11 protein-coding genes are annotated in these 14,076 nt (G+C 50.9%); 6 read left to right on the forward strand and 5 right to left on the reverse strand.

Features of this window, described 5'->3' with window-relative positions; genetic code table 11:
• Positions 1-68: 68 nt before the first annotated feature.
• From HUG12_RS09350 to HUG12_RS09370, 5 genes are all read right to left on the reverse strand, one after another.
• Entirely contained in the window at positions 69-941 is an 873-nt protein-coding gene (locus HUG12_RS09350; protein ID WP_179268499.1) for a carbohydrate ABC transporter permease, read from the reverse strand.
• On the reverse strand, positions 938-1,897 hold the full coding sequence (locus HUG12_RS09355) for a carbohydrate ABC transporter permease (RefSeq protein ID WP_179268500.1): 960 nt from the start codon (positions 1,895-1,897) through the stop codon (positions 938-940). The genes HUG12_RS09350 and HUG12_RS09355 overlap by 4 nt, the downstream gene beginning before the upstream one ends.
• A gap of 10 nt (positions 1,898-1,907) precedes the next feature.
• Positions 1,908-3,329 (reverse strand): ABC transporter substrate-binding protein, encoded by a 1,422-nt coding sequence (locus HUG12_RS09360; RefSeq protein ID WP_218836434.1) that lies wholly within the window; start codon positions 3,327-3,329, stop codon positions 1,908-1,910.
• 578 nt (positions 3,330-3,907) lie between these two features.
• Entirely contained in the window at positions 3,908-4,642 is a 735-nt protein-coding gene (locus tag HUG12_RS09365; RefSeq protein ID WP_179268502.1) for an oxygen-binding di-iron domain-containing protein, read from the reverse strand.
• A 1-nt stretch (position 4,643) separates the two neighbouring features.
• A complete protein-coding gene (locus HUG12_RS09370) occupies positions 4,644-5,447 on the reverse strand; it encodes an MBL fold metallo-hydrolase (RefSeq protein WP_179268503.1) in 804 nt (267 codons plus the stop codon).
• A gap of 180 nt (positions 5,448-5,627) precedes the next feature.
• On the opposite strand from HUG12_RS09370, the gene HUG12_RS09375 reads away from it, so the two are divergent.
• The 6 genes from HUG12_RS09375 (at position 5,628) to HUG12_RS09400 (ending at position 13,257) form a co-directional block, all read left to right on the forward strand.
• The gene (locus HUG12_RS09375; RefSeq protein WP_179268504.1) at positions 5,628-6,152 is read left to right on the forward strand and encodes a YbhB/YbcL family Raf kinase inhibitor-like protein; all 525 of its coding nucleotides are present in this window, start codon (positions 5,628-5,630) and stop codon (positions 6,150-6,152) included.
• A gap of 281 nt (positions 6,153-6,433) precedes the next feature.
• Complete coding sequence (locus tag HUG12_RS09380) at positions 6,434-7,207, forward strand: IclR family transcriptional regulator (RefSeq protein ID WP_179268505.1); 774 nt, start codon at positions 6,434-6,436, stop codon at positions 7,205-7,207.
• 653 nt (positions 7,208-7,860) lie between these two features.
• Entirely contained in the window at positions 7,861-9,078 is a 1,218-nt protein-coding gene (locus tag HUG12_RS09385; protein ID WP_179268506.1) for a CaiB/BaiF CoA transferase family protein, read from the forward strand.
• A complete protein-coding gene (locus HUG12_RS09390; protein WP_179268507.1) occupies positions 9,075-10,166 on the forward strand; it encodes a LeuA family protein in 1,092 nt (363 codons plus the stop codon). Before HUG12_RS09385 ends, HUG12_RS09390 begins: the two co-directional genes overlap by 4 nt.
• Positions 10,167-10,639: 473 nt before the next feature.
• The gene (locus tag HUG12_RS09395; protein WP_179268508.1) at positions 10,640-11,242 is read left to right on the forward strand and encodes a hypothetical protein; all 603 of its coding nucleotides are present in this window, start codon (positions 10,640-10,642) and stop codon (positions 11,240-11,242) included.
• A 20-nt stretch (positions 11,243-11,262) separates the two neighbouring features.
• A complete protein-coding gene (locus HUG12_RS09400) occupies positions 11,263-13,257 on the forward strand; it encodes an ATP-binding protein (RefSeq protein WP_218836436.1) in 1,995 nt (664 codons plus the stop codon).
• The last annotated feature ends 819 nt before the right edge of the window (positions 13,258-14,076 follow it).

Genomic DNA, 14,076 nt, shown 5'->3' on the forward strand with positions numbered 1-14,076 from the left:
CATAATGGATGACACAATTAAATAGGAAGTGAGGAGAGAGGACATTCCAGTGAGCTATTGGACTTGCATCAGCCGCTCACCTGGAAGCCTCTTATGAGGTACTTTTGAAGGAAGTACACGAGGAGGAAGGCAGGCAACAAGGTAATAAATGTAGCAGCCATCATCTCCCCCCACGGTATCAGCTGATCGTTAATGAGTGTATCCAGCCCGATCGTGATCACGTAGTTCGACTGATCTGTCATGAGGATCTGAGCTAGTGTGTACTCATTCCACGATGTTGCGAATGCGAACACGACTACAGCGATCATACCAGGCCTGGCCATCGGAAGGGCAACATCGACAAACGCACGGAATCGAGTTGCGCCGGCCATCTGGGCCGACTCCTCGAGAGAGTAGGGGACGGACTGGAAGAAGTTCCACATCAACCAGAGGGAAAATGGCAGTGCAAGTGCTGTTTCGGCTAACACCAATCCTAGGCGACTATTGAGCAACTGGAGGTCTCTCCACATGATATACATGGGAATCCCAAGTAAGATGGAAGGAAACATGTATCCGAGCAGGACCCCTCTCGCGAACGTCTGCTTGAATTTGAGATCAAGTCGAGCAAGGCCATATCCTCCTAATGTCGCGAACACGACTGTGAGGGCACACACTCCTGCCGCGACAACTATACTGTTAACTAGCCACGTGACAAACTCGGTATTGAGTAGGAGCGCCTCGTAGTGGTCCAGCGTGAATTGTGTTGGGAGGAGCGTTACGTCTCTAGTCTGAACATCCTGAGTTGGCCGGATAGACGTGGTGAAGGTCCATAAGATTGGGAATAGGATGACGACCATCGCCATAGATAGTAAGCCGTAATGAACGAGGCGTTTCAGCTGCCTGCGCTGCCGATAGGAGATGTGCTTCGAGTCCATCATCGGGCTTTCGGTCTGATTGCTCATTCGACACGTACCCCCTTAGATGGTTCAAGGACCCGGAAGTAGAGGAATGCAGTGACGACGAGCAAGCCAAACAGCATTGTAGCGACAGCCGACGCACCCCCAATGTTCAGTTGCTGGAACGCGGTTTCGTAGGCAAACAGTGGTGCGGTCAGTGCTACGTCATTAGGCCCACCATGCGATAACACCCAAATGATATCGAACTTATTGAACATCCATACGAATCTCAATAATACGACTATGAACAACACTCCTCTAAGGTTGGGAAGTGTGACATCACGGAACTTCCTCCACGCACCTGCACCACACATTTCAGCGGCTTCATAGTGGGAGTCAGGAATGCTCTGGAGTCGAGCAACTGCCATAATGGTGACAAAGATAGAAAACTTCCAACTGCTTACAATAATGATCGCCGGCATCACGAGCGCTTCGGTTGAGAAGAATGCGATTCCACTGTCCACGATACCAAGATCGATCAAAATCCGATTGATAATCCCGAACCGAGTATTTGTCATCCAGATAGCGATGAATCCAAACACGGCCATCGGAACTAGATACGGTAAGAAGGCAATTGCCCGAATCAAACGTTTGAATTTGAAGTCCTGAGTAACGAGCAATGCCAAACCGAGGCCAAACGTTACTTGAATCAGTAGGGATCCAGATGCGAATACTACCGAACGCCACACCGATTGCCTGAAGGCCTCCAAAGCAAATAAATCAATATACTGATCGATACCAATCCACTCCCAGGTACCGCCGTATGGCGGTACTTGGAAGAAACTTGCTGTAATCGCCCACACGATTGGAAAGATATTGATCAATAAAAATAATATCAAAACTGGCATAACTGTAAATGTAATCATCACCTTTCGGTTCGACAGAAGCTCGTCGAAGAACTCTCGGACGTCGGATAGGCGTTGTTGTATTGCTGCCCGTTGAGTCGGAAGATTGGAAGCCATCCCCATCAACCTAAATCTGGGTTTCGTCGATGATGCCTTGCATGTTCTGTGCGCGTGCATCTATTGCCTCTTCAATATTCCTTCCATCAATGAGGATATCACGCTGGATTTTTCCCAGCTCGAAGCTCGAGAAGATTGGACCGGCGTACGGGTTCGGGGGATTGGTTTCCAAGGGAATATCGAATGATGTGTTGGCCATCTCAACGAGATCCACGACATCGCGTTCGTAATCCCACTGTGGGCCAAGCGCCTCTTGGAGCTGATCCTGGAACTCACTATCTTCAAGGATTTGTGGCTGAGTTGGAAGCAGGTGGACAGGGGTTATCGTGAAGAACTCGTAGTAGTTCTCCGGCCGAGTCCAGAATTTGAGGAACTCTTGGCCGGCTTGTTCGTTCGAGCCGCGGAATGTGAGATATCCCGTCGTGTTTGCCCACGATCGGCGTCCACCTTCTTCGTACTTCTCTTCTGGAACTGGAGCAGTTGTGTTCCGAATGTTCTCAACAAAGTCATTAGAATCCGTGTCTTTTCCCCGACTTCCATAGATGTATAACTGGTATGTAAGTTCCTGCTCCATCGCGTCGAATAGATCGGTGTAGTCGACACCAGTGTTGTCAGGGGAGTACTGGGCAAGTTCCTGAACATGCTCGAAAACCTCGATCCATCTGCTTCGATACGGCTCTTCGTCCATGACGACTTGCACGTTGTCGTTATCATCACGTTGACAAACAACGGCGTCATTCCCCCATCCTCGAGTGAACAGGCTGAAGGTCGGCTCTCCGAGTTCCGAAGCATTAGAGAGGAAAGCACCACGAGTTCCGCCCTGCCCGTCGTCATGCTCGCGCGCCATCGCCAGCTCTTTCTCCCAGGTATTCGGAACCTCGTCAAAAACGTCTTCTCGATACCATTGAGAATGAATTGTTTGATGATTCGGAACGAACGTATTGTCCCCATCAAATTCGAATAAGAATTGTTCGGGCAAGGCCCCGTACCGCTCTTCCAAGGTATTGATGACCTCGCTGTGGTCCGCAAGTACTCCCTGGGACCCAAAAGTAGCGGCATTCGGAACGACAACCTGCGCTACTTCCGGGGGATCATTCGACTGTAAGAGTTGAATGATACGCTCTTGGGCGCTCCCGGTTTCGCCGATATACTCGATCCGGACACTTGCACCTGTTTCATCTTCGAAGTCGGCTGCTAGGCTTTCCCAATATTCCTGAAACGGTTCGGAATTTTCCTGAGAGAGGAGGTGAACCTCCTGTCCACTTATGTCACTTCCATTTGTCCCAGTGGCAGCACCATTCCCATCATCTGACTCATCTCCACCTCCCGAGCATCCGGAGAGTCCAGCGATTCCTGATGCACCTGCTACTTTGATAAACGTACGACGACTCGCTCTCGGACTGGTTCCCCGTCCATTGCTATCACTATTCATGGACACGACCATGACATTCACAGGGTGGGTATTAAATCTATTGTATAATTTAAGGCATTCATACGTGGTCTATTCCAATACGTTTGTTAACTCACGTTATTGGACGCAACCTTCCGTAGTACCATCGTGCGGCACAGTAGGAAGGTTGGTATCTAGTAGCGATGGTCGCGTACTGGTCCCGGATAATGCCCGCATGCCTAGCATGCGCTGTTTGTCTCTGAGTACGAGATAATAGCTCCCACTACAAACAGACCTTTGGAAGATGTCATTGGCAAGTGTTCCGATCCGACTTCTGCAACCGATGGTACTCCAATTGTCTGTTGATCTCTCAACTACTTCCGGGGTGACGTTACTGGCGGTCCGTTCACCGCGCTCGAACAAGGGTGTGCACACTTTATTTGATCGTTCCTCATTTTCGTTCTGCTCAAAAGAAGTGATAGTGGACCGATATCGGAGATCTCTCCCCACTAGTGAAGTCGCTTCTGGGAACTCTCTATATCCATTGTCGAGCATGACATGACTCTCTATGGTCAGTGGTGGATAAACGCGTCCGTCAACACCGCCACGACGTTTCTGTATCATTCGTAACTCATGATGATCTCTCTCACTGTTGTATTGAATCGTTCAAGATACGGTTCGATGTCTGCTCCGATGATCGGAGTCCCATGTGTTGGAGCGATACAGTCTACATCGTAAGTCGAAAAGATCTCGTCGACGTCGTCAATTAGCCGCTCAGGATCCACAAATTCCAGCCATCGGAACATTTGACGGTGATACTCGTAGATCCGCTCAGAGGAGACATTACCGCTCAGATCTTCAGAAGTATACTCTGTTTCCGAGTCCTGATGGTGGTTTCCAAATCCATCTGCCGTAAAGAGGGTCCCAGTATCATGGTCGAACGCCCAGACTGTATCGGTGATATCAGCGAGCGGGGCATCAATGAATGAAATTAATCGCCCTGCAACAGTTAACCGTTCGCCGGGATTGCACCCAATGTCCACTGATACACCCACAAGTTCTGGCGCTGCCGTTGCACATATTACGTCAAAGCCTCCTAGTGTATCTTCTAAACTACCGACATTCCCTGCATGGGGAAGATCTGCATGTGAGACTATGACCCCTTCCAGTGAGCCGTTATTAGATGCGTTTTGAATTTCTTCGACGATGGCTTCTTCGTGATAATGAGATCCCGTGTCGACCAAGATGGACTCACCATCATTCTTCAATAGGAATACAGAAACGTGAACTAATCCGTCGCCGAAATCATAGGGCTCACTAATCCATTCGATATCTTGGTGTACAGTTCGTCGCATATTAATACGCGCTCATGATACGGCCTTGTTCGATAATACGATCGATAACAGCATTATTTAGTCGAAGGTACTCTTCTGTCTCCTCCCGTACTGGAACACCATGAGCCGGAGCAACAACATTCGGTTGTTCTACGTCGATAAGCGACTCTATAGCTTGGCGTGTTTTGGTTTCGTCTACGTATTGGAACCAGAAGAGGGCTCGAGAATGAAATTCAACCTGCCGGCTAACAGGGTCATCATTGTCGAGTTCGTCAAGGAAATCCAAACAATTCTTTTCCATGTGAACATCTCCCAGCCAGTCGACGGTGAATAATGTCTCAGTCACATGTTCTGCGAGCCATGTATGGACCCGATGATCGAGGAAGGTGGGTTCGACGAATTCTATGATCTTTCCACCCAGATCGATCGTTTCACCTGGTGCGACTTTTGTCGCATCTTCCAGATGGTACATCCCGTGCTTCGAACCAAATTCCGGAGCAATCAGCTCTGCTCCCGGATGCTCTTCAAGGATAGGGAATGTATTCCCGGCATGGGGATTCTCCGGATGAGAGATAACTAAGTAGTCTAAGTCCTGCCCATCCAGCAAACTGTCCAGCTCATCTAAGATCTGGTTGGTACTGTGGGGAGAGAGGGTATCGAATAGAAGCGTTTGATTCCCACAGATTAGAAACGCGTTGTCGCACACGTGGATTTTCTCACCAGAGTTATACCAATCGGGAGGATCATCCGAGTACTTCTCCCTAAGCGCAGGACTATCATAGCATTCCTGAATCCAGAATATTCCATCAGCTAGTTCTCGCGGCATAGGAAGGGGATGTGTACTAACCAGCATAAATATACCGGTGGGAACGAATCACACGCACACGGGAGATCGGTTTTGATGGACTTTTGCCCATAGGAACCTTTATTGCACTACCTACGACATCCTCTCGCATCCGGATGCAAAATTGGACGTAGATGCGCAGTCTATCGTCTTGCGCATCCGGTGGATGGAGAAATGACAACACCAATAGACGGCAAGATCGAGCAGAAGGGAGAATTGGCCTTGACCAGTCCGGCATTTGAGGACGGAGAGATGATGCCCGACTCAGTCGGCTATGCAAACGAAAACGAAAACCCACCATTGCACATTTCAGGTGTCCCTGATGGAGCGGAAGCCCTCGTTCTTGCGATGGATGACCCAGAGGCCGAGCCCGTCGTGGGGCATATCTGGGATCATTGGATGGTATTCGATATCAACTCCGAAACAGCCGAGATCCCAGAGGCGTGGACTCCCGATTCAGCAGTTGAAGCGTACAACGACTTTGTGGAAACCGGATGGGGGGGCCCTTCACCCCCGGAGGGCGACCACGCATATTATTTCAAGTTATTCGCCCTGGACTCCAAGGTCGGGTACCCACCTGCCATTAGGAAAGCCCGGCTCGGCTCTGTAATGGCGACGGAGTGTGAAATTCTCGCTCAAACTCAACTCGTTGGTCGATATGACGCTGAGCAGGGTACGATTTTCTGATCGCTGAATCCACCCTCCTCATTATTACTGATCGGAATCGCTAAATCACGGTCATAACGGTGTTTATCCTATCAGTCGGATTGGTTCGAATAGACTTCATCAATGCTGAGTGGAATCTATCTTGCATCGGCGATAGCGGCTTGAGCGAATGCGTGGAGAGAAATATACTGCAATCGAATTTTTAAATGAAGTGCTGCAAATGACTGTATCGTCCCGAATGGACCATGTGGCGCGTCCACATATAGCGAACGTTTATTGGGAACGAGTACGAGGAGTGCCTCATGGGGAAGGAAGAAATCAAAGATGGGATGAACGGTTCGCTAATCCGGTGCAACGCTATTATCTCATACCTTGATGAGGCGGGTGCAACGGGGGTTTCAGAGATTGCTCAAGAACTTGACCGCCCCAAGAGCTCAGTCCATAAATACTTGAAGACATTAGAATTTCTGGAATTTGTTGAAAATGATGGAGGCGTATACCGCTTAGGATTGCGGTTCCTCGAAATCGGAGGTCGGATACGAAACCGGAATCCGATATTCCAGGTGGCTCGACCCTTGGCTGACGAACTTGCAAATGATATCGATGAAGTAATCTTCATTTCTGTTAAAAACGGTAACTATGGCGTGTTTGTATATCAAACGAATAATCGATATGGCATCGAGAACCTCGCACCCCTTGGGGAACGGTTTTATCTCCACCAAAATGCAGCAGGCAAAGCGATGCTTGCTGAGTGTTCTAAAAACGAAATCGACCAGTTCATATCGAAGTCGAACCTTCCACCGGCAATGGAAAAAACCACGACCGATCCGAACCAGCTCCGGACGGAACTCAACCGCATTAGGGACGAAGGATATTCGGTAGGAAAGGGGGAACGATTTGAGGGGATTCGTGCGATCAGTGCAGCGATTCCTGACGGAGAATCAGGCGCTATCGGTGCGCTTTCGGTTGTTGTGCCGGATAGTGGGCCAGTTGCAAATAAGCTGGAATCAAAGAGCAGTGAAGCGGTTATGCGCACCGCAAATGAGATTAGCTTGGCACTCAAATATGACGAATAATCGTTTCTAAATAGTGAACGGATTTGACCGTATGTGCGAAAGCCTAGCACGGCCCCGCTGGAAATCACCAGCATTTACAAACGTATGACTGTAAGCCGACTCACTCAGAATTACAACTGCGTGTAAGCAATTCACTCTCGAAGGACACAGATGATGGCGTACATGGACTTCTCAACCGGTAAAGCACCTGATCTTCCTCGTAGAGGAGCAATCCATATTCCGTTCGCTATATATGAACAAAGGAAATACTGGCAAGCTCTACCTCCACATTTTCGGAAGTTATAGTTTCTAACGTCGCGGATTTAGTATACACTATGAGAAATTATGGAGAGAAAATTTCGCACAGTGACGAGGAGCCTGCTACAGGAGATAGGAATAGAGTGTTCGAGCAGTTAATCGACCCCCGTGCTGGTTGAGCTTTCCTTCCCTAAGAAGTAGAGACGTCGAATTGTTCCTGTACGACGGTCCCCAGCGCTTGGGATGTTCTGTACGGCATCTACACTCAAGTCCGCCAAAAGATGTGAGTGTCTTCAACAGAACCCCTCCGTCTCAACAACCAAATATAAAAATCGCTTCTAATATATCCGGAATTTTATACCTTCTTTAAATACCCAATGAGTAACTTTTACTGTGTTGGAATATATCTCCCCATTATGCTTGCCCGCGAACGGCAGGGCCCACTCGATGGGCTCCGAGTGATCGACATGTCGGGGATGATTAGCGGAGGATTTGCTACGACGATGATGGGTGATTTTGGTGCCGATGTCGTAATGATCGAACACCCAGAAGTTGGTGATCCCATCCGTGAATGGGCGCAAAAAACAGAGGATGATATTTCACTCTCCTGGAAATCACTCGGTCGAAATAAACGATGCGTAACTCTCGATCTCAGTTCCGAACGTGGCCGTAAGTTGGCCCTAGAACTAGTGGAAGATGCTGATGTAGCCTTCGAGAATTTTCGGCCAGGCACAATGGAAAATTGGGGACTGGGTCCTGATGATCTCATGGAAGCAAATCCCGAGATTATTATGGTTCGACTTTCCGGATACGGACAGACAGGCCCTAAATCACAGAAGCCGGGATTTGGAACGATTGCTGAGGGAATTTCAGGGTGGGCAAACGCAAACGGGTTTCCTGACCGTGATCCACTTCTTCCTCCGATTAGTCTCGCCGACCTCACTGCAGCCCAGTTTGCCACGCAGGCAACACTGATGGCAATCTACGAACGAGAACTCAGTCGAGGGGGAAGCAGTAAGGGACAGGTGATCGATGTTTCCCTGATCGAACCGCTCTGGCGATTATTTTTTGGCGATGTTGAGGCGTACGACGAGTTCGAGCATGTCCAGAACCGTACTGGCAATCGGCATCCAAATACAGCACCACGGAATATCTATGAGACAGCTGATGGATACATGACCATGTCTGCATCTAATCAGCGAATTTTCGAGCGGGTAGCGAAAGCAATCGACAAGCCAGAACTTATTGAAGACTCTCGGTTCACGGATAACTCTGCCCGGGTTGAGAATGTTGAGGCGCTAGATGAGGAAATTGAAGAGTGGACGGAACAACATACCACTGCAGAGGCGATCGAAATTCTCGAAGAATTTGATGCCATCGTCGGTCCCGTGAATAATATGGCGGACATCTTCGAAGATGAGCAATATCGAGCCCGAGACGCGATCGTGGAGGTTGATGATCCGGATGTTGGCTCCCTCAGAACTTTTGCTACGATACCGAAATTCTCACGAACTCCTGGCGAGGTCGAATTTCTCGGTCCTCGCCACGGTGAACACAATAATGAGGTCTTTCTCGAAGAACTTGGCCTTGATCGGGAGGAATTCGAGGAACTAAATGCGGAGGGAATTATATGAAGCTCAGTGATGTCACCCTCCGCGAAGGCGATCAGATGCCAGGTCGGAACTACACTACTGACCAGAAAATCGATTCTGCCCACCAGTTAGACAAACTCGGAATCGATTTTGTGCAGGCTGGCTTTCCGGCAACAGGAGAGAAAGATCAAACAGTTATAACTGAACTCGCAGAAGCGATTCAGGCTGACGTAGTCGCATTGGCACGAGCACTGATTGCTGATATTGATGCTGCCCTGGATGCCAACACTGACGTGGTAGACGTATTCATTCCTGTCTCCGATCTTCATCTTGAACACTTGCTTGGAATGTCACGAGATGACATGATCAAGATGCTAGGTGATGCAGTTGACTATGTGTATGACCACAGTGTGGAGATCCACGTGACGCTGGCTGACGCGTTTAGAACTGACACCGAGAATTTAATAGAAGTAATCGAAACGGTTCCACAAGCCCAGTATGTTACGCTCGCCGATACCGTTGGTGCACGAACTCCAAAGTCAGTTGAAAAAATATTGCTCGATTTAAAAGGGAACATCGACCTTTCGCGAATCGGCGTCCACTTCCATGACGACTTAGGTTGTGCAACTGCGAACACTCTTGTGGCATATAATATAGGTGTAGCAAAAGCTGACATTAGTATCGCAGCGTTGGGGGAACGAGCTGGAAACACTTCGCTTGAAGAGGTCGTTGCCGCTTGTAGTACTGATCGGGGAAACACTCTCGGCATAGAGGAGTCGAAGCTGATTCCGGTATGCAAACAGGTACTCAATACTCTCGGCGAAGAAGTAGATGAGCGGAAACCGATACTTGGAAACAAAATCGCGGAACACGAATCTGGTATACATACTGCCGCAATGCTTGAGAATCCGGCAACACTCGAACCATACGACCCGCAAAGGTTTGGTGGAAGCCGTCAACTCCTCTTCGGGGCTTCAACGGGGTCAAGTGCTTCACGGCAGATTCTCGAACGAGCTGGGGTCGACTTTGACGATAATACAGTCAAGAACTACAAAGAAGTTCTTACTGAACAGGGACCGCTGACATTTGACGAGTCCATTACTCTCGCAAAAGAAATGTTTGGTGACTGAGGAAGGTCTAAACATTCGAAGTTCTATAATACTCGGGATCTACTGAGTTGTGCGCCAGAAAAGACCCCGAAATTGGTGCCAGTTCTATAACACAGATGTATAACTCTTGGAAATGTCATATTCCACATTCTGTAGTGACCTTTCAGTATAGCAATCTCTTCCGAATACACCGCAAACGAATCATATATCACGAATAAATTAGAGACGAACTCTCCAATCTTCAGAATGTACTCACGGTGTGATATAGGACTGACAAAGAATATAACTTGTTGTTTCATCTACAAAATTGTTCAAAAACAGTCGAATTAACTTACAGTCACTCATTTCCCTACTTTCCTTCGCTCGCCTGTTACTATGCAATCCAATGAGAAGGAAGGACTACGTTCTTGAACTGATACTGAAAGCATTGAATATCTTCTATGCCAATAACCTTAATCATGGAGAGTACAACCAATACCATGGTTAGATAACCTATGGCTTCACTTACGGATTCAGCACGGCCACGAGGCATCCTCAATGAGCGGGAACGACAGTATTTGCTCGGAGATACAGACATCGAGCCACGAACCCAAACCGAACGCGATATTCGGGCAACTATCCGTGAAAGGTTACGACATGCCATCTTCGATTATGCACTCCTCTTCGATCAACTGGAAAATAGGGACATCGAGCAAGTATTTGACTCACGAGCCGATGATGCTGCGGAACTGCGGACAGCGATCGAGGATACCCTTGGGTTCTTCTACCGGGCGACCATTAATTTCCACCCGCCGTTCCAGCATCTGGCCACCGAGGGCATCCAACGTGCCGAACAGGCCCACTTCGACCGGTACGTGAAGGCGACCATCGACATCGAGGCCACCGCGCCAATCGATCCGGACGTCATTAAAGCGAAGATGACGGGTGAACAGGATGACCGTCTCACACCTGAAGAGGCCTCGTGGATCGCGGAGACGGTACTCGCTTCGGATGCCGTCTCCTTCTCTGATCTCGACGAGGCGCATGATCGGCTCCGGCATCGACAGGCAGGGCTCCACCAAGAGAAGACCTATGACCCGACTGCCGACAACGACTAAACCGGTCAGCGGAAGCAGGGATGGCTGACCGCCCAGCCGCACCACGGCCACACGAGTTGGACCAATTACAGGCGTTGATGGAGCGGGTCGGTGAGGATGAGGATCGGGTCGACAACCTGCTCACCGTCGCGGCACGGAATGCAGAGACGTACGGGAGCCTCATGGACCTGTATCAGCGGAGGGTCGCACAGGTCGTGACCAAAGATGTGTTCTATCCGTACGAACGTGTGGATGGCGAACTCACACTTGGGACGGATCCCGACGGACAGCAAATCGCGCTCACCCGGGAGCAACTGAACGAACACCTGCTGCTCGTGGGCATGACGGGGAGTGGGAAGACGACGTTCTTCTATAATCTCATGGAGACGGCGATGACTGCTGGACTGCCGGTCATGGTGTTTGATTTCAAAAACGACTACCGCCACCTCGTGGACGATGACGAGGACCTCCTGGTGATCAACTGGCGGGATTTCAAATTCAATCCGCTCGCCCCGCCACCTGGCGTCCAACCGGGGAAGTGGGGCGAGATTTTCGCCGATACGTTCGCCCATACCACTGACTTGCTGATCGGCTCGGAGAGTTACTTTCTCGAGCGGCTGGGGCTGCTCTACCAGATTTACGAGCAGGCGGATACCGAGCGCGCGCCCTCGTTGTTCGAATTGCGCGACCTCGTACAGGCCGACTGGATTACCAAGGCCTCACCGAAGTTCAGGTACAAGGAACGGGTCGCGAGCCGTCTTTCGATGATAACGGGATTTTCTGGTGAGATCTTGGACTGTAGCCAGGGGTATCCGCTCGAAGACCTACTTGAACGGAACGTCGTGTTCGAACTGAAGGAACCCAACCAGTTTGCCACCAACTTCGTGATCGAAACGATGCTGACGTGGATCTTCTACTACCGAGATGCACAGGGACAGCGGCAGGGATTGCGCCACCTCATCTTGTTCGACGAGGCCAAACGCGTCTTCGATGTGAATCGCGAACGCCAGCCAGAATCCGGGTTTCCACCGATCGACGATCTCGTAGGGAAAGTCCGGGAGTTCGGGGAGGGGCTGGTCGTCGCAGACCATGAACCGTCGAAATTGACGGACAGCATCAAAGCCAACACGCACACCAAGCTCTGGTTGACGCTGGGCAGCGGGACGGATACCCATGAGATGGCCCGGACCTTCGGGATCGAACAGGAGGCGGTTGACTTCACCCGGACGATGCAAAAAGGCGAAGGCCTGCTGAAACTCGCTGATCGCGATCCCGTCCCGATTTTGCTCCCGGACTATCCGGTGGAGAAGGTGATGACGGAACCTGAGATCCGGAGCCGGATGGCACCCAAACTGGATGCATTCGCGACTGCCGACAGAGAGCGCCCGGCACGGTTTGAGGAATTTCTGGACCACGACGAGAAGGACGAGTCGACGGACTCAACCTCCAGTGTCGAAGCGGCTGGCGAGGCCCTGCTTGCAAGTGTGAACGACCAGCCGTTTCTCGGGATGGCCGAGCGGTACAAAGCACTCGGGGTCGATACGAAGAAGGGAACGAAGGCCAAGAACGAGCTGGTCTCGTTGGACCTCGTGCGTGAGGTTGAGGTGAACACCTGGAAACGCGGACGGAACCCGAAACTGCTGGAACTCACCAGTGAAGGTCGCCGTGTGCTTCGCGAACGCGGATACGAGATCCGCTCGAGTGGCAAAGGTGGGATCGAACATCAATGGTGGCAGGAGAAAATCAAAGCCCACTACACCGAGCAGGGCTATGATGTGACGGTCGAGTACCATCTTGGGAAGAAGAGCATCGACGTCTACGCTGTGGCCGGCGATGAGTCGGTCGCGATCGAACTTGCACTCAGCCCGGACCATGAAGTCGAGAACATCAAGAAGTGTCTGGCACAGGGGCCGGACCGCATTCAGGTCGTCTATACGGAGACGGCTGTGAAAGACAGTATCCAAGCCGCCTTACGTGAAGAACTGGGCAGTATCCCTTCGACCGTTTCGTTTTCCTCCGTCACTGAATTCACATAGCCAAGAACCCGTCTCGACCCCACAGGAGATTGATTTTCGGCCCAATAAAAGAAAAGGAGAAAAGGAAAAGAAAAGGAAAAGAGGAGGAAGGGAAGGGGAGAGAAGAAGAGGGGATGAGGAGGGAAGGAAGGATCGGGGTGTGAACCCGATCGGTGCGCGTGCTTGCTGGAGGGCAAGCAGTGCGCCCGGCGGTAGCCGGGAGGCGATTGCGGTGGCGATCGGTCCAGAGTGGGAGTGCCCATCGGGGAGATGGGAGCGGGGCGTGCGCACTGTTGGACGGTCGTGCGCAGCGGAGAGAGCGGTCCCTGTCAGGGGGAGTGGGGCAGGGACCGGTGAGGGGGTGGTGAATCCACGAGGTGTGGTGCAGGGAGTTTCCACGCTGTGGAGTAACGGTGGCGGACGGGCGGTGTGTCGTCCTTGGAGGGGGATGGGCCGACACTGGCATATTGGGGTGTCGGTGGCTGGCGAACTGCCGGCGGGCAGGTTGTTCGCGGTGGGGTGCAAACCAGGTTGTGTGGTGGGAGGGCTAGACCGGGAGTGTGCGGTGCACGGTGGGTCTCCGGTGTAGCCGGGGCGTTATTGAGGAACGCATTCTCGCTGTCGCTCGAATCCGGAGGTAATCCGAGATGGATGGCTGACTGAGTAGGGTGCCGACGGTGTCGGCACCGCAGCTGATTGTGGACTTGTTGGTAGAGGGCGGGCCGTGTACGGAAGCGGCAGAGTAACTCATCGAGAAGATTCACGGAGACGGCAGTAGCAATGGTTCGCGAGTAGTGTGATTCCGTTACTTCCGAGCATGGAAAGACCCAACCTTGCTTT

Origin of the sequence: Halorarum salinum (assembly GCF_013402875.1) — an archaeon.
In the GTDB taxonomy this organism is placed as follows: domain Archaea; phylum Halobacteriota; class Halobacteria; order Halobacteriales; family Haloferacaceae; genus Halorarum; species Halorarum salinum.